This window comes from Marinobacter zhanjiangensis (assembly GCF_014651935.1).
GTDB lineage: Bacteria > Pseudomonadota > Gammaproteobacteria > Pseudomonadales > Oleiphilaceae > Marinobacter > Marinobacter zhanjiangensis.
In genome coordinates, this window is sequence record NZ_BMXV01000006.1 from 283,962 (window position 1) to 306,840 (window position 22,879).

General features: G+C 58.8%; 21 protein-coding genes. 17 read left to right on the plus strand and 4 right to left on the minus strand.

Annotated features, from left to right (window positions below; translation table 11 throughout):
• The first annotated feature begins 114 nt into the window (after positions 1–114).
• The gene (locus IE079_RS14315; protein WP_189577463.1) at positions 115–1,098 is read left to right on the plus strand and encodes a glutathione S-transferase family protein; all 984 of its coding nucleotides are present in this window, start codon (positions 115–117) and stop codon (positions 1,096–1,098) included.
• 18 nt (positions 1,099–1,116) lie between these two features.
• On the opposite strand, the gene ispB is transcribed toward IE079_RS14315, so the two are convergent.
• Entirely contained in the window at positions 1,117–2,085 is a 969-nt protein-coding gene (ispB, locus tag IE079_RS14320) for an octaprenyl diphosphate synthase (protein ID WP_189577464.1), read from the minus strand.
• Between the two features lie 233 nt (positions 2,086–2,318).
• Between ispB and rplU the strand changes: the two genes are divergently transcribed.
• From rplU to proB, 4 genes are all read left to right on the plus strand, one after another.
• Positions 2,319–2,630, plus strand: coding sequence for a 50S ribosomal protein L21 (gene rplU / locus IE079_RS14325; RefSeq protein ID WP_189577465.1), 312 nt, complete (start codon positions 2,319–2,321; stop codon positions 2,628–2,630).
• A 37-nt stretch (positions 2,631–2,667) separates the two neighbouring features.
• Positions 2,668–2,928 (plus strand): 50S ribosomal protein L27, encoded by a 261-nt coding sequence (gene rpmA / locus IE079_RS14330; RefSeq protein ID WP_189577466.1) that lies wholly within the window; start codon positions 2,668–2,670, stop codon positions 2,926–2,928.
• A 153-nt stretch (positions 2,929–3,081) separates the two neighbouring features.
• Entirely contained in the window at positions 3,082–4,275 is a 1,194-nt protein-coding gene (gene cgtA / locus IE079_RS14335; protein WP_189577467.1) for an Obg family GTPase CgtA, read from the plus strand.
• Between the two features lie 44 nt (positions 4,276–4,319).
• Positions 4,320–5,444: a glutamate 5-kinase gene (proB, locus tag IE079_RS14340; protein WP_189577468.1), complete on the plus strand. Its 1,125-nt coding sequence runs from the start codon at positions 4,320–4,322 to the stop codon at positions 5,442–5,444.
• Between the two features lie 78 nt (positions 5,445–5,522).
• On the opposite strand, the gene rpsT is transcribed toward proB, so the two are convergent.
• Positions 5,523–5,789 carry a 30S ribosomal protein S20 gene (rpsT, locus tag IE079_RS14345; RefSeq protein WP_189577469.1) on the minus strand — a complete coding sequence of 89 codons (267 nt, stop codon included), beginning with the start codon at positions 5,787–5,789 and terminating at the stop codon, positions 5,523–5,525.
• Between the two features lie 225 nt (positions 5,790–6,014).
• Here rpsT and murJ point away from each other — a divergent pair, with 225 nt between their 5' ends.
• The 12 genes from murJ to IE079_RS14405 all read left to right on the plus strand — a co-directional run bounded on the left by murJ (position 6,015) and on the right by IE079_RS14405 (position 20,783).
• Positions 6,015–7,592, plus strand: coding sequence for a murein biosynthesis integral membrane protein MurJ (murJ, locus tag IE079_RS14350; protein WP_189577470.1), 1,578 nt, complete (start codon positions 6,015–6,017; stop codon positions 7,590–7,592).
• 73 nt (positions 7,593–7,665) lie between these two features.
• On the plus strand, positions 7,666–8,637 hold the full coding sequence (gene ribF, locus IE079_RS14355; protein ID WP_189577471.1) for a bifunctional riboflavin kinase/FAD synthetase: 972 nt from the start codon (positions 7,666–7,668) through the stop codon (positions 8,635–8,637).
• Positions 8,638–8,647: 10 nt separating this feature from the next.
• Positions 8,648–11,467, plus strand: a complete 2,820-nt coding sequence (gene ileS / locus IE079_RS14360; protein WP_189577472.1) for an isoleucine--tRNA ligase — start codon at positions 8,648–8,650, stop codon at positions 11,465–11,467.
• A 17-nt stretch (positions 11,468–11,484) separates the two neighbouring features.
• Positions 11,485–12,003, plus strand: a complete 519-nt coding sequence (gene lspA, locus IE079_RS14365; RefSeq protein WP_189577473.1) for a signal peptidase II — start codon at positions 11,485–11,487, stop codon at positions 12,001–12,003.
• A 3-nt stretch (positions 12,004–12,006) separates the two neighbouring features.
• Positions 12,007–12,459 (plus strand): FKBP-type peptidyl-prolyl cis-trans isomerase, encoded by a 453-nt coding sequence (gene fkpB / locus IE079_RS14370; RefSeq protein WP_189577474.1) that lies wholly within the window; start codon positions 12,007–12,009, stop codon positions 12,457–12,459.
• 176 nt (positions 12,460–12,635) lie between these two features.
• Entirely contained in the window at positions 12,636–13,586 is a 951-nt protein-coding gene (gene ispH / locus IE079_RS14375) for a 4-hydroxy-3-methylbut-2-enyl diphosphate reductase (RefSeq protein ID WP_189577475.1), read from the plus strand.
• Between the two features lie 237 nt (positions 13,587–13,823).
• Positions 13,824–14,309 carry a GspH/FimT family pseudopilin gene (locus IE079_RS14380; protein ID WP_189577476.1) on the plus strand — a complete coding sequence of 162 codons (486 nt, stop codon included), beginning with the start codon at positions 13,824–13,826 and terminating at the stop codon, positions 14,307–14,309.
• Positions 14,310–14,347: 38 nt separating this feature from the next.
• Positions 14,348–14,779, plus strand: a complete 432-nt coding sequence (pilV, locus tag IE079_RS14385; RefSeq protein ID WP_189577477.1) for a type IV pilus modification protein PilV — start codon at positions 14,348–14,350, stop codon at positions 14,777–14,779.
• Between the two features lie 2 nt (positions 14,780–14,781).
• A complete protein-coding gene (locus tag IE079_RS14390) occupies positions 14,782–15,888 on the plus strand; it encodes a PilW family protein (protein WP_189577478.1) in 1,107 nt (368 codons plus the stop codon).
• A 5-nt stretch (positions 15,889–15,893) separates the two neighbouring features.
• On the plus strand, positions 15,894–16,427 hold the full coding sequence (locus tag IE079_RS14395; protein ID WP_189577479.1) for a pilus assembly PilX family protein: 534 nt from the start codon (positions 15,894–15,896) through the stop codon (positions 16,425–16,427).
• 36 nt (positions 16,428–16,463) lie between these two features.
• Positions 16,464–20,288, plus strand: coding sequence for a pilus assembly protein (locus IE079_RS14400; RefSeq protein WP_189577480.1), 3,825 nt, complete (start codon positions 16,464–16,466; stop codon positions 20,286–20,288).
• A 75-nt stretch (positions 20,289–20,363) separates the two neighbouring features.
• The gene (locus IE079_RS14405) at positions 20,364–20,783 is read left to right on the plus strand and encodes a type IV pilin protein (RefSeq protein ID WP_189577481.1); all 420 of its coding nucleotides are present in this window, start codon (positions 20,364–20,366) and stop codon (positions 20,781–20,783) included.
• 6 nt (positions 20,784–20,789) lie between these two features.
• Here IE079_RS14405 and IE079_RS14410 read toward each other — a convergent pair whose 3' ends face one another.
• Positions 20,790–21,365, minus strand: a complete 576-nt coding sequence (locus tag IE079_RS14410; RefSeq protein WP_189577482.1) for a GspH/FimT family pseudopilin — start codon at positions 21,363–21,365, stop codon at positions 20,790–20,792.
• A 125-nt stretch (positions 21,366–21,490) separates the two neighbouring features.
• Positions 21,491–22,870, minus strand: a complete 1,380-nt coding sequence (locus IE079_RS14415) for a sigma-54-dependent transcriptional regulator (RefSeq protein ID WP_189577483.1) — start codon at positions 22,868–22,870, stop codon at positions 21,491–21,493.
• Between the last annotated feature and the right edge of the window lie 9 nt (positions 22,871–22,879).

Consider the following 22,879-nt stretch of genomic DNA (forward strand, 5'->3'; position numbering starts at 1 on the left):
AAGAACACGGAAAGCAAAAACTGAAAATTCCTTGCCACGAAACCCACGAAACCCACGAAAGGTTATAAAGGTATTTGTTCGTGTATTCCGTGGCAAAACCACAAGGGGGTAAAAATGGGGTTGCTGGTAGATGGCGAATGGCACGACCAGTGGTACGACACTGACAAGACGGGCGGCAAGTTCGAGCGGGAAGCTGCCCGTTTCCGTAACTGGGTGACCGCGGATGGTTCACCCGGGCCTGCGGGCGAGGGTGGGTTCCGGGCAGAGTCCGGTCGTTATCACCTGTACGTGTCCATGGCCTGCCCCTGGGCCCATCGGACGCTGATTTTCCGGAAACTGAAGGGGCTGGAGTCTCACATCACGGTTTCGGTCGTGCACCCGGATATGGTTGAGAACGGCTGGGAATTCCGGCCAGGGGACGAACGTCACCAGGACCATCTGCACGATGCCCGTTTCCTGCATGAGGTCTATACCCGGGCGGCTCCGGATTACACCGGACGGGTTACTGTGCCTACACTCTGGGATAAAGAGAGGGAGACCATCGTCAGCAATGAGTCGGCGGACATCATCCGCATGTTCAATTCAGCATTCGATGAACTGGACGGTGTGCGCCGCGACCTGGATTTCTATCCAGAATCTTTACGGGAGGAAATCGACCGGGTAAACGAGCGGGTCTACCACACGGTCAATAATGGTGTGTACAAGGCGGGGTTTGCGACGGCGCAGGACAAGTACGAGGATGCTTATGGCGCGCTTTTCGAGTCCCTGGACTGGCTGGAGGAGCGCCTCAGTGGTCAGCGATACCTGACGGGAGATGAGCTGACCGAGGCGGACTGGCGGCTTTTTACCACCCTGATCCGGTTCGACGCGGTGTACTTCAGTCACTTCAAGTGCAATCGGCAGCGTATCGGCGATTATCTGAGTCTGTCGGGATACGTGAAGGATCTTTATCAGGTGGCGGGGGTATCGGATACGGTCGATATCCAGCAGATCAAGCGGCACTACTACGTCAGCCAGCGAACCATCAATCCTACCCAGATTGTGCCGGTGGGCCCGGAGCTGGATTTTGACGGGCCTCACGGGCGTTCCTTTCTTTGATCGAACTGCCCGCCGGGTTCAGTTGACCCGCTCTACGGCCAGCTCGGTCAGCAGGTGCAGTGCCTGAGTCTGGGGAGAGTCTGGCAGAACCAGGGCACACTGTCGCGCCAGGTCCGCCTGCTCACGGGCCCTGGCCATGGTGTATTCCAGGGCGCCGGAATCGTTGACAATGGCAAGAATGCAGGGTAAATCATTCAGTCCGCCCTTGCGGACGGCCTGGCGGATCAGCTGCCGGTCGCTCTCGTGGCTGCTGGCCATGGCATGGATCAGCGGCAGGGTGGCTTTGCCTTCGGCCAGGTCGTCACCCACGTTCTTGCCCATGGCATCGGCGTCGCCGGTATAATCCAGGGCATCGTCCACCAGCTGGAACGCGAGCCCCAGGTGCTTGCCGTAGTCCCTGAGTGCCTTTTCCTGCCTGTCGTCCGCACCCGCAAGCAGGGCACCGGTGTGGGAGGCGGCCTCGAACAGCATGGCGGTCTTGTTGTGGATGACCTCCATGTACTTTTCCTCGCTCAAGTCCGGGTTCTTGACGTTCATTAACTGCAGAACCTCGCCCTCGGCGATTACCGCGGTTGCGTGAGACAGAATCTCCATGATGGGCAGGCTTTTCAGTTCCACCATCATCTCGAAGGCACGGGCGTAGAGGAAATCCCCTACCAGTACGCTTGGCGCATTTCCCCAGCGTGCGTTTGCAGTGCTGCGCCCCCGCCGCATATCTGATGTGTCTACGACATCGTCATGCAAAAGGGTGGCGGTATGCAGGAACTCGATGACCGCGGCCAGCTTCAGGTGGTCGTCGCGGTCGTACCCAAGGGCCCGGCTGGACAGTAAAACCAGTAAGGGTCTCAGGCGCTTACCGCCGCTCTCGATGATGTACTGGGCGATCTTTTCCACCAGGGGGACATCCGAGGAAAGCCGCTTGATGATCAGGTCATTGACGCGGGTAAAGTCGTCCGCGACGGTATCGTGTATGCGCTGGGCAGTCATGCGGCTGTCCGATCCCCTGAAAAGTGATTTGTCTGATAAAACAGGCAGGTCGCGGCAATGCTAGGTATTGCGGTCATCAGTGTCAACTTGGCTTGTAAAGAGTGGCAGCTTTTCGTACAATCACGCGCCCCAACTCATCCCAACCTGCGCTCCCTGCTATAGGGTTGCCAGAGCGCTTCCCTTAGAACCAGGCGGATAAGAGCAGGGATGGGTCAATCGCGGAGAAGGTACATATGTACGCAGTTATTGTTAGCGGTGGCAAGCAGCACCGGGTAAAGGAAGGCGAAACACTCAAGCTGGAAAAGCTGGAAGTCGAAACCGGTGGTACCATTGAGTTTGATCGCGTTCTGCTGGTCGGCAATGGTGACGACATCAAGGTGGGTGCACCGGTAGTGGATGGTGCCAAGGTGACTGCCGAGGTGGTTGATCACGGTCGTCATGACAAGATCCAGATCATCAAGTTCCGTCGCCGGAAGCATTCCATGAAGCGTCAGGGCCACCGTCAGTGGTTCACTGAAGTCAAGATCACGGGTATCCAGGGCTAAGACCCCCTGAGTAACCCCTCAGATAAGGAGGCTTGTAATGGCTCACAAAAAAGCAGCAGGTAGTACCCGTAACGGTCGCGATTCCGAGTCGAAACGACTTGGTGTGAAGCGCTTCGGTGGCGAGACGGTACCTGCAGGCAGCATTATTGTTCGTCAGCGTGGCACTCGTTTCCACGCCGGTGACAACGTAGGTTTGGGCAAGGACCACACACTGTTTGCAACCGCAAATGGCCAGGTCAGGTTCGAGACCAAGGGTCCCGAGGGCCGCAAGTTCGTAAGCATCGTTCCAGCGGCGTAAGTCGCGGTGATGCCCGGCTCTGATATCATTCGGTAACAGGGCCGGCAAAAACCCCGCAAAGCTTTGAGGTTTTCTGTCCGGCAGCAACAGGCCGGCGGGAGCCAGAGCCTGCGGGGTTTTTTTGTTTATGCGCAGAGCGCAATAGGTTCAACCATGAAATTTGTAGACGAAGCCACCATCATCGTGGAAGCGGGCAAGGGCGGTCACGGTTGCCTGAGTTTCCGGCGAGAGAAATACGTTCCCAAGGGCGGTCCTGACGGTGGTGACGGTGGCGATGGTGGCTCCGTATACCTGGAGGCCGAGGAATCCCTCAACACCCTGATCGACTACCGATTCCAGCGCAAGCACAAGGCGCGGAACGGTCAGCCGGGTTCCGGTCGCAACTGTACCGGCACCAAGGGTGATGAGCTGGTGCTGCCGGTGCCCGTGGGCACCACCGTGGTGGATATGGATACCCATGAAGTGCTTGGCGACCTGACCTATGCCGGCCAGCGGCTGAAGGTGGCCCAGGGTGGGTTTCATGGTCTGGGCAACACCCGCTTCAAGTCGTCGGTCAATCGCGCTCCGCGCCAGACCACCAACGGCTCCGAGGGTGAGGTCCGCAACCTGCGTCTTGAGCTGAAAGTGCTGGCGGATGTGGGGTTGCTGGGCATGCCCAATGCCGGCAAGTCCACCTTTATCCGTTCGGTATCCGCTGCCAAACCCAAGGTAGCGGACTACCCGTTTACCACGCTGGTGCCCAACCTGGGTGTGGTCAAGGTCCAGGAGCATCAAAGCTTTGTGATCGCTGATATCCCCGGGCTGATCGAGGGTGCCGCCGAGGGCGCCGGCCTCGGCATCCGCTTCCTCAAGCACCTGGTGCGTACCCGGCTGCTGCTGCATCTGGTGGATGTGGCGCCCTATGACGGTTCGTCGCCGGCGGATGCGGTGCGGGCCATTGAGCATGAGCTGGAAAAGTTCAGCGAAACCCTGGCCAGCCGCGATCGCTGGCTGGTGCTCAACAAGGTGGACATGGTGGCGGAGGATGAGCGCGAGGCCCATTGTCAGGCCATCATCGACGAACTTGGGTGGCAGGGGCCGGTGTTCCGGATTTCCGCGATCAGTGGCGAGGGCACCAGGGATCTGACTCAGGCGATCATGCGCTGGATTGAAGAGCGTGCCCGGGAAGAGGCGGACAATCCCGACCTGGCAGAGGAAGAGGCGGAACGTCGCAAGCAGATGGACGAAGAAGCGCGGAACGGGATAGAGGAAGAAAAGGCCATTCGGCGCGCCGCCCGGGAAAATGATGACGATGACGACCCTGATGATGACGATCACGACGTCGAGGTAGTCTACGCTCCGGAATGAACCTGCCCTTATGACCAGGGCTCAGCAGGAACGACCCAGTAACCATGAGTGAACGTGAGCAGGTGCGCCGGGCCCGGCGCCTGGTGATCAAGATTGGCAGCGCACTTCTGACCAACGACGGTCGGGGGCTGGATGTGCCCGCGCTGGCGCGCTGGGTTGATCAAATTGCCGACCTGATTCGCGAAGGTGTCGAGGTGGTGGTGGTGTCGTCCGGCTCGGTTGCCGAGGGCATGACCAGGCTAGGCTGGAGCCGGCGTCCCGAACACCTGCACGAGCTGCAGGCGGCTGCGGCGGTCGGGCAGATGGGGCTGGTGCAGACCTGGGAGGCCCAGTTCCGCCGCCATGATCGCAACGCGGCTCAGGTTCTGCTGACCCACGATGATCTTTCCGATCGCAAACGCTACCTCAATGCCCGCAGTACCCTGAGAACCCTGCTGGACTTCGGTGTCATTCCTATCGTTAACGAGAATGACACGGTTGTTACCGACGAAATCCGCTTTGGTGATAACGATACCCTGGGTGCACTGGTGGCCAATCTGATCGAAGCGGATGGCCTGATCATCCTTACCGATCAGGATGGCCTGTTTGACAGCGACCCCCGCAAGCACCCGGACGCCAGGCTGGTCACCGAGCGCCGGGCCGGAGATCCGGAGCTGGATATCATGGCCGGCGGTGGCGCCGGTGCGCTGGGTCGCGGCGGCATGCAGACCAAGCTTCGGGCGGCGCGCCTGGCGGCCCGGTCCGGCGCCTTCACGGTGATCGTGGGTGGTCGTCTCGATCAGGCGATCAGTCGGCTGCGGGAAGGTGAAGAGATTGGTACCCTGCTACTGCCGGAACAGGGCCGGATTGCGGCCCGCAAGCAGTGGCTGGCCAGCCACCTGCAGACACGGGGGCGGGTGACCATCGACGCCGGCGCCGTTCAGGTTCTGTGTCGGGGCGGTCGAAGTCTTTTACCGGTTGGCGTAAAAGGTGTGGCCGGGCAGTTCCGCCGCGGTGAGATGGTGTCCTGTGTGGATGAGAGTGGCCAAGAGGTGGCCCGCGGGCTGATCAACTACGATTCGGATGAGGCAAGGGCCATTGCTGGCCGTTCCAGTGACCGGATTACGGATGTGCTGGGCTATGTGTCCGATGAGGAGATGATCCATCGGGACAACATGGTGCTGGTCTGACCGGTTGCGGGGTGTTTTCTCCGGGCAATAAAAAAACCCCGCTTTCAAGCGGGGTTTTTTGTGTCGCCAGACTGCGGATCAGGCTTTCAGGGCCTTGATCCTGGAGCTCAGGCGGCTCTTCTGCCGAGCAACCTTGTTCTTGGCGATAACGCCCTTGTTAACCATGCTGTCCATGATCGGCTGGGCTTCCTGGAAAGCCTTCTGGGCTTCCTCGTAGTTGCCGGCGTTGATCTTGCTCTGGACCTTCTTGATATAGGTGCGCGCCATGGAACGCAGGCTGGCGTTGTGCTTGCGGTTCTTCTCGTTCTGACGTGCGCGCTTCTTGGCTTGCGGGGTATTTGCCACCGTGTAACTCCTGAAAAATCTGAGTGAAAATCTGGATTCGCTGGGAGCGTCTTCACCGAAGCCGCCCCGACAATCGTCGCCGCGCCCACTGCATTCGACGCGTCAAAATAAATGACGCGGAATCATGCCTCCACAAGCCTTCAATGTCAAGTGGCAGGGAGGTTTCACGAGCACCGGGAAGCCTGTGATAAACTCCCGCCACCTCCACCACAGGAAGCGGTCCGAATGAGTCAGTCGGAAACTCCGGAAGTCCCGTCTCAACCCTCCAAAGCCCCGGGGTTGCTGCGTTCGTCTGGTGTTGTAGGGATTATGACCATGCTGTCCCGGGTGCTGGGGCTGGTGCGCGACATGGTTATCGCCCGCTATTTTGGTGCTGGCGCCAGCGCTGACGCCTTCTTTGTGGCCTTCAAGATTCCCAATTTCCTGCGCCGCCTGTTTGCCGAAGGCGCTTTCTCCCAGGCGTTTGTGCCGGTGCTGTCCGTCTACCGTGAAAAGGGTGACGTGAGTGAGGTGCGAGGGCTGGTCAACGCTGTGGCCGGCTCCCTGGGGCTGGTATTGCTCGGGGTCACCCTGGTGGCCATGGTGGGCTCGCCGGTCCTGACCGCCCTATTCGCCCCGGGGTTTACCGATGATCCGGTGAAGTTCGGCCTGGCCAGCGACATGCTGCGCATCACCTTCCCCTATTTGTTGCTGATTTCACTGACCGCTTTTGCCGGCTCTATCCTCAACAGTTATGACCGGTTTGCCGTGCCGGCATTCACCCCGGTGATACTGAACCTGTCGATGATTGGCGCGGCCATTTTCATGACGCCGCTGATGGCGCAGCCGGTGATGGCCCTGGCCTGGGGTGTGGTCATTGCCGGCGCGCTGCAGCTGTTCTTCCAGCTGCCGTTCCTGATGCGGTTGGGGTTGATGCCGCGCCCCCGGGTGGATTACCGCCATGAGGGAGTCAAGCGGATTCTGAAGCTGATGGCCCCGGCCCTGTTCGGGGTGTCTGTCAGCCAGATCAACCTGTTGCTGGACACGGTGCTGGCCTCGTTCCTGCAGACTGGCAGCGTGTCCTGGCTGTACTATTCTGACCGTCTCTCGGAGCTGCCTCTGGGTGTGATCGGCATTGCCATCGGTACGGTGATTCTGCCCAACCTGTCCCGCAAACATGCGGCCCAGTCCAGGGACGATTTCGCAGCCACGGTGGACTGGGCCGTGCGGGCGGTGCTGCTGATCGGGCTGCCCGCCGCCGTGGCGCTGGTGATGCTGGCGGAGCCGCTGATTGCCACCCTGTTCCACTATGGCGAGGTCACCGACCGGGACGTGGCGATGTCCGCGCAAAGCCTGCGGGCCTATTCGCTGGGCCTGCTGGCGTTCATGCTGATCAAGGTGCTGGCACCGGGTTTCTTTGCCCGGGAAGATACCGTCACCCCGGTAAAAATCGGCATATTCGCCATGGTGGCCAATATGGTGCTCAATCTGGCGCTGATCGTGCCCCTGGCTCATGCCGGTCTGGCCCTGGCTACCTCGATTTCCGCCTGGCTGAACGCACTGTTGTTATGGCGTGGGCTGTCGAAGCAGGGGGCCTGGAAGTCCCAGCCCGGGGCCATTCGGTTTCTGTTGCAGCTGCTGGTGGCGAACCTGGTTTTGGCAGGGGTTATTCTGCTGCTTAATGAGCCGGTCAGTGCATGGATGGCGGCGGGCGCGATGGACCGCGCTGCGGATATGGCCATGCTGGTGGTTGCCGGGGCGGGCGCCTACTTCCTGGCGCTGGTCCTGGCGGGTGTACGTATAAGACATTTCGTCCGTCGATAGGTTATAATCGCGCGTTTTCTCACCAGCGATCTACCGTCGCTGGCAAGCTGACAACAGAGGGTTTGCTGTAGGCATGCGTCTGATTCGGGGGCTGAAAAACCTCAAACTGCTGTCTCGCCGGGACGATTTCATCCTGTCGCAGGGCTGTGTTGCCACCGTGGGCAACTTCGACGGCGTCCATCTGGGGCACCAGACCATCCTTGAGCAGGTGAAGGAAAAGGCCGAGGCCCTGGGGGTTCCGTCAGTGGTCATGGTGTTTGAGCCCCAGCCCCGGGAGTTCTTCCAGGGTGATGAGGCGCCGCCCCGGCTGACCGGCTTCCGCCAGAAGTTTGAAGCCATCCTGTCCTATGGTGTGGACTGTGTACTCTGCCTGAAGTTTGACGAAAACTTCCGCAGTTACTCCGGCATGGGCTTTATCGAGGATGTGCTGATAGACGGTTTGAAGGTGCACCACCTAGTGGTAGGGGACGACTTCCGCTTCGGCTGTGACCGGGCCGGCGACTTCCGGCTGCTGAACCAGGTTGGGGAAAGGGCCGGTTTTTCCGTGGAAAACACCCGTACTGTCACCGTTGACGGCGACCGGGTAAGCAGCACCCGCATCCGTCACGCGCTTCAGGAGAACAACCTGTCACTGGCGGGCCGCCTGCTGGGCCATCCCTATACCATCCGGGGGCGGGTGGTTTACGGCCGGCAGCTGGGGCGCACCATAGGCGCCCCCACGGTGAATATCATGCTGGGCCGGCTGGCTCCGTTGCGGGGGGTGTATGTGGTGGATGTCGAGTTGCCCGACGGCCGTCATCGCGACGGTGTTGCCAATATCGGCCTGCGCCCCACGGTGGATGGTCGCCAGCCGTCCCTGGAAGTGCACCTGCTGGACTTTGCTGGCACACTTTATGGCCAGCGTATAGCGGTCACGTTCCGTCAGCCGCTGCGGGACGAGATCAAGTTTGACTCCATTGATGAACTCAAAGACCAGATCGCCCGGGACCTCGACGACGCCCGGGCGTGGATCGCCGACCACGGCACGGTCGCCAACCAACACTGACCGAGAGATTATGAGCGACTACAAGCATACGTTGAATCTGCCTGAAACCGCCTTCCCCATGCGCGGTAACCTGGCCAAACGCGAGCCGGACATGCTCAAGCGCTGGCAGGACCTGGATGTGTACGGCACCCTGCGCCAGCAGCGGGCAGGCCGTGACAAGTTCATCCTCCATGATGGCCCCCCCTACGCCAACGGCAGCATTCATATCGGTCATGCGGTCAACAAGATTCTCAAGGACATGATCGTCAAGTCCCAGAGCTTCAAGGGATACGACGCGCCCTATGTGCCGGGCTGGGACTGCCATGGCCTGCCCATCGAGCACAAGGTTGAGCAGGAAATCGGCAAGGCCGGCGTCAAGGTGGACTACAAGACCTTCCGCCAGGCCTGTCGCGACTATGCGACAAAGCAGATCGAAGGCCAGAAGGCCGACTTCATTCGTTTGGGCGTGATGGGCGAGTGGGACAAGCCCTACCTGACCATGGACCCGAAAGTGGAGGCGGGAATTGTCCGCGCCCTGGGCAAGATCGTCGCCAAGGGTCACCTCATCCGTGGTTTCAGGCCGGTGTACTGGAGCGTGGTCGGGCAGTCCGCCCTGGCCGAGGCCGAGGTGGAGTATCAGGACAAGACCTCGACCCAGATCGATGTGCGCTTTACCGCTGTCGAGCGGGGCAGGGTTCTGGAAGCCTTTGGTACCGATCAGGGCGAAGGCGATGTGTCCGTGGTGATCTGGACCACCACCCCCTGGACCATTCCGGCCAACCAGGCGGTTTCGCTCCACGGTGAGCTGGACTATGCCCTGGTGCAGACCGATGTCGGAAATGGCCCGGAGCGCATGATCCTGGCGGCGGAAATGGTGGAAGACATCATGGGTCGCTGGGGCGTGGAGCAGTATGAAGTGCTGGCCACCTGCAAGGGTGAGGCCCTGGAGCGGCTCCTGCTGCACCACCCGATCTATGACAAGCAGGTGCCGGTGATACTGGGCGATCACGTTTCCACCGACGCCGGTACCGGCGCCGTTCATACCGCCCCGGATCACGGTATGGAAGACTTTCAGGTGGGCAAGGAGTACGGCATTGGCACCATCAACCTGGTCAAGGCCGATGGCACCTATACCGAGGCCGCCGGCGAATTCGCCGGTGTCCACGTCTACAAGGCGGACGATCCGGTCTGTGGTGCCCTTGAGCGTGAGAGCAAACTGGTCCGCTCGGAGAAGTTCCAGCACAGCTATCCCCACTGCTGGCGCACCAAAACCCCGCTGATCTACCGGGCGACCCCTCAATGGTTCATCAGCATGGACAAGGAAAACCTGCGTGCCGACGCCCTGGAAGCCATCAAGGGTGTGCGCTGGGTGCCCGCCTGGGGCCAAAATCGTATCGAGGCCATGTTCGAGCAGAGCCCGGACTGGTGTGTCTCACGTCAGCGCACCTGGGGCGTGCCTATCACCCTGTTCGTGAACAGGGAAACCCAGGAGCTTCACCCCGACACCCAGGCGCTGATTGAAAAGGCCGCTCAGTCCATCGAGAAAGATGGCATTGACGCCTGGTACGACCTGGATGCCGGTGAGCTGCTGGGCGCCGATGCAGACCAGTTTGAGAAGGTGACTGACACCCTGGATGTGTGGTTCGATTCCGGCGTTACCCACGAGTCGGTCCTGCGGCCCCGGTCGGAGCTGGGGCAGTTCCCGGCGGATATGTACCTGGAGGGCTCCGACCAGCACCGTGGCTGGTTCCAGTCATCCCTGAAGACCTCCATTGCCATGAATGGCGTGGCCCCTTACCGGCAGGTGCTGACCCACGGCTTCACCGTGGACGGCAAGGGCCGCAAGATGTCCAAGTCCCTGGGTAACGTGATCGCACCCCAGGAGGTGATGAACGAGCTGGGCGCCGATATCCTGCGCCTCTGGGTGTCCGCCACCGATTACAGTGGCGAGATGACCGTGTCCAGGGACATCCTCAAGCAGACTGCCGACGGCTACCGCCGTATCCGCAATACCTCCCGCTTCCTGCTGAGCAACCTCAACGGGTTCGACCCGGCAGAGCACATGGTGGTGCCGGAGGATATGATTGCCCTGGATCGCTGGATGGTGGACCGTGCGTTGCGGCTGCAGGAGGAACTGGACGAGGATTATGGCAACTATGCCTTCCTGCGCATCTACCAGAAGGTCTACAACTTCTGTGAAGCGACTTTGGGCGGCTTCTATCTGGATATCATCAAGGATCGCCAGTACACCACGCCGGCGGACAGCCTGGCCCGTCGTTCCTGTCAGAGCGCCCTGTACCACGTGGCCGAGGCCCTGGTACGGTGGATTGCGCCGATCCTCAGCTTCACCGCCGACGAGATCTGGCAGCACCTGCCCGGCAAGCGTGGCGACACGGTATTCTACGAAACCTGGTACGACGGCCTGACCGCTCTGTCAGACAACGCCGATCTTGGCCGCGACTATTGGCGCGAGATCTATAGCGTGAAGGAAGCCGTAAACAAATGCCTGGAAGAGGCCCGCGGCCGTGGCGAGATCAAGGGCTCTCTGAGTGCCGAGGTAACGCTGTACTGCAACGATGATCTGGCCGGCAAGCTGGAGCATCTGGGTGAGGAACTGCGTTTTGTGCTGATTACCTCGGAAGCCACGGTGCGGCCGTTGGCAGAAGCTGAAGGCGCCGAGCAGAGCAGCCACGAAGGCCTGATGGTGAAGGTGGCGGCGGCGGCCCATGCCAAGTGTGAGCGCTGCTGGCACCACCGTGAGGATGTGGGCCGGCACGACAAGTACACCGACCTGTGCGGCCGGTGCATCACCAACCTGGAAGGCCCGGGCGAAACCCGCACCTTCGCCTGACGGAGATGACCATCCGGATGGACGCTGCCATGACACAACAGCAGACGGGCACCAAGCTGAAATGGCTTTGGCTTTCCGTGGCGGTCATTGCTCTGGACCTGGGCACCAAGGCGCTGGCCACAGCCATGCTGACTTATGGTGACCCGGTGCCGGTTATGCCGATGTTCAACCTGACGCTGCTGCACAATACCGGTGCGGCGTTCAGCTTCCTGGCGGGTGCCGCCGGCTGGCAACGCTGGTTCTTCGTGGCGCTGGCGATTGTGGTCAGCGTCGTGCTGGTCTACTGGCTCAAGGGGCTCAAGCGGAACGAGACCTGGGTTGCAGTGGCCATTGCCCTGATCCTCGGCGGCGCCATCGGCAACGTCTACGATCGCGTCGTCCACGGCTACGTGGTGGACTTCCTGCATTTTTACTGGCAGGACTGGCACTTCCCGGCTTTCAACCTGGCCGATACCGCAATCACTATCGGTGCCGGCATGATGATCCTCGATATTTTCCGCAAGCCTGCTGACCAGGCGGCGGATGGGAGCGACTGAACCATGAACGACCTGCCCATCGACCAGGGTACCCGGGTGACCCTCAACTTTGCCCTGAAATTTCCGGACGGCGAGGTGATCGACTCTACTTTCGACAAGCAGCCGGCGACCCTGGAAATCGGCGACGAGAACCTGCCGGAAAACTTCGAGGCCTACCTGATGGGCCTCAAGGCTGGTGATCGGAATGTCTTCGAGGTGCCGCCGGAGAAGGCCTTTGGTCAGCACAATCCCAGCAACGTTCAGACTTTCAAGCGCCACGAGTTCAGCGCCGATATGGTTCTGGAGCCCGGTGTAATGATTTCCTTTGCCGACGCCCGACAGAGTGAATTGCCCGGTGTGGTCAGCCGCGTGGAAGGCGATCAGGTGGATGTGGACTTCAACCATCCGCTGGCAGGGCGTACACTGACGTTTGAAGTGGAGATTATCGACGTTGAACCTGTTGCCACCGCTCATTAGCTGGCGGATTGCAGAAGGTTACGAGGATTCGATGTGAGGTGTTGCTCTCCGGGACCTTCAAAAACATGGACGTTTTTGAAGAGCCTCCATGGATGGATTCACGGCGTGTCCCGGAGAGCAACACCTCGCAGCGAAGCCAGACTCCCAAGTTAGCAGGCCCGAGTAATCAAGGTACCATGCAAATCAGACTAGCTAATCCCCGCGGCTTCTGCGCCGGGGTAGACCGAGCCATCGAAATCGTCAACCGGGCCCTGGAAGTGTTCGGGGCGCCGATTTACGTGCGCCATGAAGTGGTCCACAACAAATATGTGGTGGACGACCTCCGCAACCGTGGCGCCATTTTCGTGGATGAACTGGAAGAGGTGCCTGACGACACCCTCGTCATCTTCAGCGCCCACGGCGTTTCCCAGGCGGTGCAGAAAGAAGCCGCCGACCGGGGCCTGAAAGTCTTCGATGCCACCTGTCCGCTGGTCACCAAGGTGCATCTGGAAGTCATGCGCTATAGTCGCGATGGCCGTGAGTGTATCCTGATCGGCCACCATGGCCACCCTGAAGTCGAGGGCACCATGGGGCAGTATGATCACGGCAATGGTGGTGACATCTATCTGGTGGAAGACGAAAAGGACGTCGCGAACCTAGAGGTGAAAGACCCCGAGCGACTTTCTTATGTCACCCAGACAACCCTGTCCATGGATGACACAGCCCGGGTCATCGACGCCCTGCGGGACAGGTTTCCCCACATCGAAGGCCCCCGCAAGGACGATATCTGCTACGCCACCCAGAACCGCCAGGACGCCGTCAAGCAACTGGCCGGCGACTGTGACCTGATGCTGGTCGTGGGCTCCCCTAACAGCTCCAACTCCAACCGCCTGCGGGAACTGGCCGAACGCATGGGCACCCCGGCCTACCTGATCGATGAGGCCGGGCAGATCGAGCCCCAGTGGCTTGAGGGCCGAGCAACGGTTGGTGTAACCGCCGGCGCCTCGGCACCGGAAGTGCTGGTCAATGACGTGATCAAGCGCCTGCAGGAATTGGGCGGTACAGTCCCCGAGGAAATTACAGGCCGGGAAGAGAATATTGTCTTTTCCATGCCGAAAGAGCTGCGCATTGAGGCTGTAAACGTCTGATCCGTTTTCCCGATATCCGGTCTGGACAGCCCCTCCCCACCTGCGGGAGGGGGGGAGAAGCCTCCCGAAAGAAGCCAGCAACCTCCCCTACAGCCTCGATCCCGGCCCTGTGACGCCCGTCACGCCCTGAACCCCCTTTATACCGCTTATCCGCCAACAAAAACCGCTCATCGATTCCAGCTAGATGGCACAATGGATGCCGGTTAATCTTTCTCCAGGTCATGATGGAAGTGGGCTATGTACGGAAGAGAGCGAAGTTCTGGTTTTACGATGATTGAGCTACTGATCACGATGGCGATCATGGCAATCATTCTCGGTTTGGTGGTCCCCTCCTTCCAGGGAATTATTCGATCGAACCAGGTGACTACGGAAGCAAATGCTTTTATGTCGGCCGTGCAGCTGGCCCGCAGTGAGGCGGTAAAAAGAGGAAATGACGTGTCGCTTTCCGCAGATGGAGCCGGTTTTGGTGATGGCTGGTGTGTCCATACCGGCGCCAACTGTGCTGCCGATCTTATTCGTGAATTTGACGAGCCAAGTTCGGATTTCGCCGCGGGCTTTACCTCGGTCACCTTTAACCGCCGGGGGGAGCGGGACACCGGGCCCGCCATGCTTCAGGTGCAGGTCCGTCCTGCGGACTGCGATGCTGGTGAAGCGGGCGCGGAACGGGAAATCAGCATATTGGTTAGTGGTCAGGTCCGGATGGGGAGGAATGATTGCCCATGAACAAGTGTTGTTCTGGTATTCAAGGCAAGGTGCCGGATATGTCACATCGGCATGCCGGCTTTGGTTTGATCGAGGTGCTGATTTCGCTCCTGATTCTCGCTGTTGGCCTGCTCGGCCTGGGTTCCCTGCAGTCCACCGGGTTAACCATGACCAGTGAAGCCCGTAATCGCAGCCAGGCCATTTTCCTGGCCGATGATATCTTTGAAAGGGCCCGGGCAAACAGGAGCAACCTGGCTGCGTATCAGGTTGACGCCCTGAACGATCCGGACTGTAACGAAAACTTTTCCATCGATAACGCAGGTGTTGCAGCGGATGATCTCGCCGAATGGCAAAACTCACTGGCGTGTCTGTTGCCGAACGGAACCGGTTCCGTGAATGTGGCTGATAGCACGGTAACCGTACAGGTGACCTGGGATGCCAATTCGGGCAATGACGACGATGGTTCACTGACTATGGCGGCGGAGATCTGACGATGGCCAGTTTGTTGATTTCAGAGCGGCGTCTCCCGCGGAAGCAAATAGGACTTTCGCTCATTGAGCTGATGATAGCACTGCTCCTGGGAACCGTTTTGACCCTGGGCGTCACGCAGGTTTTTCTGGGCTCCAGCCAGACCTACCGAACCAGTGATGCAATCGCAATGCTACAGGAGAACCTGCGTTTCTCCCTGTCGAGACTGAGCCGTGACGCGCGGATGGCGGGCCACTATGGTTGTCTGATCGGCCAACCTACGGAACACCTCAATACCGGGAGCGCCGCGTATAACGACGAACTGTTTAATTTTGAACGTGCCGTGGTTGGCTGGGATGCACCTAACACAGGATTGGGCAACGATCATGAGGTGGGCGCTTTCGTTGCAGGAAATGGCGGCTGGACAAATGGCGAGGCTGACACTGTGCCACCAGTGATCGCCAATAATGCGGTGCAGGGTAGCGATATTCTGGTGCTTAATGGCTCCGTCAGGGCCAGCGTCACATTGGCAGACAATCCGGGTCAGCCGGCAAACACGATTGGTACGGACGGACAAACTGGAATCCCCCAGGGCACGATCCTGGTGGCAATCATGGGTGACTGCAGTGGTGGTGATCGGTTCCAGAAGTCTAACCAGGCCACCTCGAGCTCCATCACCCGAGGCCTCGGTGGTTCTCCCGGTAATACGAATGACGAAGAGCTTGCCACTCATACCGATCAATCGTCGGTCTACACCTACAGAAGCACCGGTTATTTCGTTGGCATCGGCGCCGGTGGCGAACCGGCCCTGTTCCAGGTAGCCCTCGAGCCGGGCGCTGCGGACGGCAACCCCATAGAAATCGTCTCCGGCGTGGAAAGTCTGCAACTCCTCTACGGCGTGAGTCAGAACGAACGCCGCGCCGAGACCTATGTTCCCGCTGACCAGGTCGACGACTGGGAGGACGTGGTCAGCGTACGGTTCGGACTGCTGATGCGGTCTGACGACAGAATTCTGGACGAGGACAACACCAGAACCTTTAACCTGGTGGGCACGGAAGTAGACCCTGGCGCTGATCGTCGGGCCCGACTTGTCGGGGCATTTACTGTTGGTATCCGGAACCGTTTGGAGTGAGATCCATGAGCGAGATCAAGGTAGTGGGTGGCTTCCCCAGGGGGGGATCCATAAGGGGAGGGCAGTCCGGTTCGGCGCTGATTGTGTCGCTGATCATGCTGTTGCTGCTGAGCCTGATAGGAGTTGCCAGTATGCAGAGCACGACCCTGCAGGACCGGATGACCGGTAACCTGCAGGATCAGGAGCTGGCTTTCCAGGCGGCAGAGGCGGCTGTGAGGGAGGCGGAGGGTTTCCTGCGTGAGGACCCGCCAGCGAGCTTCCCGAATAATGACGGGCTCTACCGCGTCGGCGCCGATGATCGGCCCGACTGGATGGCCAACATCGAGGATGATGGCAATGGCACCATCGAGTATGGGGCGGACATCGACAGGACATCATCAAGGCCCGTTTATTACATTGAGCAGATTGATTCGATTGTTCCCCCGGGGACGGACCTGTCAACGTTTACCGAACCTGTGTATTACCGAGTGACGGCACTTGGTTATGGCGGTTCCGAGGACTCAGCGGCGGTTATCACCACTGTATTCAAGAACGAGTAACTTGCTTCAGGGTTTTGGGGCAGCGGAGATTGGGATATGAATCTATTAAATGCTTTTGTGGGAAAGGTTCGGATGGCATGTGACCAGAGGGTCGCACATTGTGGAGCGGCTTTGCTGCTTACGCTTGCTCCTCTCCAGTATTCGTCGGCCGAGGTGGCTCAGTCTCCCTTGTTTCTGGGTGGTGGTAGCGGGGTGCCGGGTAACCTGGTGCTGACGCCGTCTGTTGAGTACCCGACCGTCCAGAGCCTGGCTAACCTGGGCAGCTACAGTTCGGACAGACAGTTTGAAGGGTATTTTGATCCCCAGAAGTGCTATCAATACAGCTTCGTTACGGATGACGATGCTGGCAATCATTTCTACCCGAGCAGCCCGGCATCGGACAGGACATGTAATGGAGCAGGAGAATGGAGTGGTAATTTTCTCAACTGGGCCGCTACTCAAACCATTGACCCGTTCCGCAAGGTGTTGACTGGTGGTTACCGGGTAAGGGATACCGCCACGGAAACCTGGCTTGAGAAAGCCCGGCACCCCGGTCAGAGTGGCCTGACCGTCAGAGAGATATCTGGCGATCAGGTGGCTGGTGCTACGCCTTTCAACAGTGGTGTGTCACGAGTCAGGGTAAAGATTGAGGGGCTTGAAACTGATATGAGGTTCAGTCTCAACGATTCCGGGGTGGATGATACACAAGCCTGGTATGACCCGGACAGTACGATAGATGTGAACGCGACCGGAAGTTACCGGGCGGCTGTACGGGTCAAGGTCTGTGACGAGAGCGCTGGCCTGGAGGACAACTGTCGGGAGTATGGTCAGGGCTGGAAACCAGAAGGCCTGATCCAACAGAATGCCCGGGATATCCGCTACAGTGTTTTTGGCTATCTCAACGATCCCAATAGCAGTCGGGATGGTGGGGTCCTGCGCGCCAACCAAAAGTATGTAGGACCTTTGAAGTTCGTTGAGGGGGAAGGGTTTGTCGAGAATCCAAATGCGGAATGGGATGCAGAAACCGGGGTGTTTACGACAAATCCCAATCCTGATGATGCCACCAATACGCCAGGCACTATAACAAACAGCGGCGTCATTAATTATATTAACAAGTTTGGTCAGCTGAATGAGTTTGACCACAAGGCTCTGGATCCGGTCAGTGAATTGTATTACACAGCTACCCGTTATTTGAAAAATCAGGGAAATGTGCCTTCCTACTCTTCGCTTACCAGTAATATCGATAGATATACAGATGGTTTTCCCGTCATTACGGAATGGGATGACCCGATACAGTATGAGTGCCAATCAAATGTGATTCTGGGCATAGGCGATGTGAACACTCACGATGATGGTAACTTGCCGGGTACGTCCTATAGGGGGGATGAGCCTTCCCTGCCTGACGAGGTCAGCAGTGATGATACGGTCAACGTAACGACCGCGACCAACAAGGTCGGTGATCTGGAAGGGGTCGTTAACCTGGGGACAGGCGAATTCACCGGTCGCCAGAACACGGCTTACATTGCCGGACTTGCTTACGACAATCACACCGTCGACATGCGACCGGATCTGCCCGGGATCCAGACTGCATCAACCCATTGGGTTGATGTTCTGGAAAACCAGAACCTGGCGAGCCCCTCCAACAATCAGTACTACCTCGCAGCCAAGTACGGTGGGTTCGTGATTCCGGAGGATGAGGCTGACGAAGTAAACTTTGACCCCTATACCAGAACGGAAGCCTTGCCCGAATCATGGTGGCATACCAACAACGAAACGGTAACTGTTGGCGGTACCAGTTTCAAACGTCCCGATAACTTCTATATAGCCGGTCAGGCAGACCGGATGATCGAAAGCCTGCGGGAAGCGTTCAGGAATATCACCGCTGAAATGTCCAGTTCGGCTTCCTCGGTGGCCGCCAACTCCACGTCGCTCCAGTCCGATACCGCCATCTTCCAGGCGTCGTTCGATAGTTCCGCCTGGAGTGGTGAGTTGAGGGCCTTTGAGCTATCCGACGGGGGAGAGATTTCGGTGGCTCCGATATGGTCCGCTGCTGAGAAGCTCGACGATATGACGGACCTTGGAATCAACAATCGGAATATCCTGACTGCATCCCCGTTAGTGACTGACGGGGATGCGATGCTGACCACGACCGGGCAGAGTTTTGAATGGGACGATCTGACACCTGACCAGCAAGAAGCCCTGCGGATGACCGAGGGCGGCTCCCTGGCGGATGTTTCCGTGGGACAAGACCGGCTGAACTATCTCCGGGGTATCCGGACTAAGGAGCAGACCGACAACAACCAGACACGGCCCTTCCGGCAGCGGGACAGTCGTCTGGGTGACATTGTCAACTCCTCTCCCCAGTACGTGCATCAGAAGAACTTCGGGTATCAATGGCTATCTTCCGTGGCCGGTTTTGGGAGTGTGGACAGCTATACGGATTTCCGGGCCAGCAATGTTTATCAGGATCGTCCGCCATTGATTCTGGTCGGTGCTAATGACGGGATGCTGCACGGGTTCAATGGCAGCGTGGATCCTAACGATGGCGGTGAAGAACTGTTTGCCTATGCTCCCACGGGCGTATTCGCCAACCTTTGGGAACTGACAGAGCCGGAATATGAACATCGCTTCTATGTGGATGGTACGCCGCGGGTAAGCGATGCCTGGCTTGGCAGCACACTTGGCTGGAAAACCATTGCCGTTGGAACCACAGGGGCTGGCGGCAAGACGGTGTTTGCTCTGGATGTCACTGATCCTGAAAGCATGGGTGCGTCGGAAGTTCTCTGGGAGTTCTCGCACCCGGATATGGGATATATGATGCAGCAACCGGCTATCTTTGCGCTGGCCACTGGCGAGTTCGGAGTGGCTGTTAGCAGCGGCTATGAATCCGGTTTCACCGACGGTGTCGTCTGGTTGCTGGAGGCTGGCACGGGTGATGTGATTGAAACCATCGAACTGCCGACTGGTGGTGCCGACCTCGGCTCGCCGGTCCTGATCGACCTGAATCGAGACCGTGTTGCAGACAGGATGTACGTTGGTGACACGGAAGGACGGATCTGGCGAGTTGACCTAGACAGCGCCAGCACCAATGACTGGGATGCGCCCGCTTCCTTGAAGAGTGGCTCTACAATTACGCCATTGTTTGAGGCAGCTGTAGGCCAGAGCATTACCGCTGACCCCGTGGCTGCGCTGAACGAGCAGGGTGACGTGATGTTGTTCTTCGGCACCGGTACTTTCCAGGATGTGGGTGACAATGTCGTCCCGAACGACCCAACAGTGGATTCGTTCTACGGTATTGTCGATCGTGGGGAGCTGGTTGAGCGCGGTGATCTGCTGGAGCAGGAAATTCTGAACGAGGGGACCGTGAGCGGAAACCGGGTTCGGGTGGTTTCGAAAAATGAGCCCAGTGGAAGTGCCTACAATGGCTGGTACATTGATTTGCTCTGGAAAGAGTCTAATGGCGGTCCTGGGGCCCAGGGTGAGAGGGTGGTTGCCAAAGCCCTCGTTCGCTCGGACCGCGTCATCTTCCCGACACTGATTCCCTCAGAGGACCCCTGCGCAGCAGGTGGTCGTAGCTGGTTGATGGAGGTATCGCTCTACACTGGCGGACGTTTGAACTACCAGGTATTCGATATCAATAACGACGGTGAAATCAATGACGAGGACCGCGTAGACGACCCCGAATGTGAGGGTGACTGCGAGGATGTGCCGCCGTCAGGGATTGATCCGGACATCGGCATCATCAATACCCCAACGGTTATAAAAGGCTGCGTTGACGACGACGAGTGTAAAGTGGTCAGCGGCTCCTCTGGTCAGGCCGATACCATTCAGGAAGAGGGGAACGTTAATTGGGGCAGGATCAATTGGGAACAGCTCCGATAGAAAAGCCGATCATGCGCCAGCCCAGGTTTTCTGAGCTGGCGCATATTTATTATGCAGTCAGTTATGGACGTGGACATGAGAAAACCTCAGGCAAAAGCGGGCAATGGTTTTACCCTGATTGAGTTAATGATAGTTGTCGCAATCGTAGGCATTCTCGCCGCAATTGCTTACCCCTCTTACCAGTCGCACGTCGAACGGACGCGCCGCAATCTGGCGCAGGCTGACCTGCTCGAGCTGGCCCAGTGGATGGAGCGGCGGTACTCGACCACGTTTGATTATCGGGATGGTGGTGGTGACCCGGCGCTTCCTTTCACGACATCGCCAAGAAACGCCGCTGAACCGACGGCATACAACATCAGCTTTAACGGCGCTGTGGGTCGATCGGATTTCGAGTTACAGGCCCAGCCGACCGCATTGCAGAACGGGGATCGGTGCGGGACCCTGACACTCAACGAACAGGGCACACGCGGTGCTGCTGAAGCCGACTGCTGGTAAGCTTAGCTAAGGGCAGTGAATATTGTTGCCGCTGGCGTTTTCCACAATGCCATCACCGTTGCGGTCTCGTGACCAGATTAACCGACCACCAAAGTTGATGCGTACATGGTTGGCTCTTTCGGGAGTGCGGGATTCAGGACACCATGTCAGGTTGCCAATCGATCCTTTCGACGTACCATCCGGGTTAAACTGGAAGTAGCGTCTTTGGCTGCTTCCGCTTTTGCTCGGAATGATTCGACCGGCATCGTGTAAGGTGAGGCGTTTGATGACCTGACGGTCACTTTTGATTTTCTTCAGATTCTCGGTATCAAGGAACACGGTGACGGGGAGCTGCCAGTCACTCGTGCACGTTCCATCCTGTCGGGTCGGGCAGAGTGTCACGATGGTCCTGCGATGCACCGCTGTCGTTCGTGCCAGCGTAAATGCCCGTTGAAGATTGGTCTGGACTGAAGAAGCCTGCACTCTTTCCGTAACCGGCGTCCATAATGTTGTGGTGATCGCAAACAACAATACACTGATTGCCAGTGTTACCATCAGTTCAAGCAGCGTCGTGCCATCTTCCCTGGAGTTGCCCTCGTCCATTTCGTTTCCACTATCCTAGAATTCAGGATGGCGATTGTGCCGAAGCTTTTTCCCCCCTGGTATCGGCGGATTGCGCTTTTAAAAGTAAGTGATCACTTACAACAAGAAGCGACATATTCGCTTTCTTACTCCATCCCCAACTTCTTCAACCGATACCGCAACGCCCGAAAACTGATTCCCAATCTCTTGGCCGCCGCCGTCTTGTTCCACCGTGTCGCCTCCAGCGCCTTCTCGATGGCCTGGCGCTCGATGGTTTCCAGATAGTCCTCCAGATCCATCTCCCCATCGGGAACCGGCGGTATGTCGCTGGTCTCTGAGGAGGCAGTGGTCTTGTCTCCAGGGAGGTCAATGGGGGGCGTGCCGATATGCAGGTCGTCGGTGTCGATCACTTCCGAGTCGCACAGCGTGAATGCCCGTTCCAGAATGTTTTCCAGTTCCCGCACGTTACCGGGAAAGGTGTAGTCACCCAGGTAGGCCAGAGCGCCCTTGCTCAGCCGGGCCGGGGGGCAGTCGTACTCGCGGGCGATGCGCTCCAGGATGTGAGTGGCCAGCAATGGGATATCATCCGGGCGATCCCGCAGTGGGGGTACGGCCAGCTCAATCACGTTGATGCGGTAGAACAGGTCCTGCCGGAAATTGCCTTCCTTGACCAGTTCCGGCAGGTTCTTGTGGGTGGCGCTGAGAATGCGTATATCCACCGGAACTTCCCGGGATTCGCCCACGGGCCGCACGGCTTTTTCCTGGATTGCACGCAGCAGTTTCACCTGCATGGCCAGGGGCAGATCGGCCACCTCATCCAGGAACAGGGTGCCGCCGTTGGCGCTGCGGAACAGGCCGTCCTTGTTCTCGTTGGCGCCGGTAAAGCTGCCCTTGCGGTGGCCGAAAAATTCGCTTTCCATCAGCTCCGACGGTATCGCGCCGCAGTTCACCGCCACAAAGGGTGCGTCGCTGCGGGGGCCCTGCATATGAATCATGCGGGCCACCAGCTCCTTGCCGCTACCGGATTCACCGCTGATGAACACTGGTGCCTGGCTTCTCGCCAGTTTCCGGGTCTGGCCGCGCAGGCGCCGGATTTCCCTGGATTCCCCCAGCAGGAGTCCGGGTTCGTCGGCTTGCTGGCTTTCCTGTTGCTCCGGTTCCGACAGTTTGAGCGCGGTCTGCACCAGATCCCGCAATCGTGCCAGCTCCACCGGCTTGGAGACAAAGTCGAAGGCGCCCGCCTTGAGGGCTTCAATGGCGGTATCCATGTTGCCATAGGCGGTGATGACGGCCACCGGGGTATCAGGACTGTGCTCCTGAATCCATGCCACCAGGTCGATGCCGTTGCCGTCGGGCAGGTTCATGTCCGTCAGGCACAGGTGGGCGGGTTCCGCCGCCAGCAGTTCCCGGGCGGTTGCCAGGTCCGGGGCGGAGCGGGTGGCTATGCCCATGCGGACCAGGGTGATTTCCAGCAGTTCCCGGATATCCGGTTCGTCGTCCACTATCAGCGCGGTATGGGTGGTCATGGGTGAGTG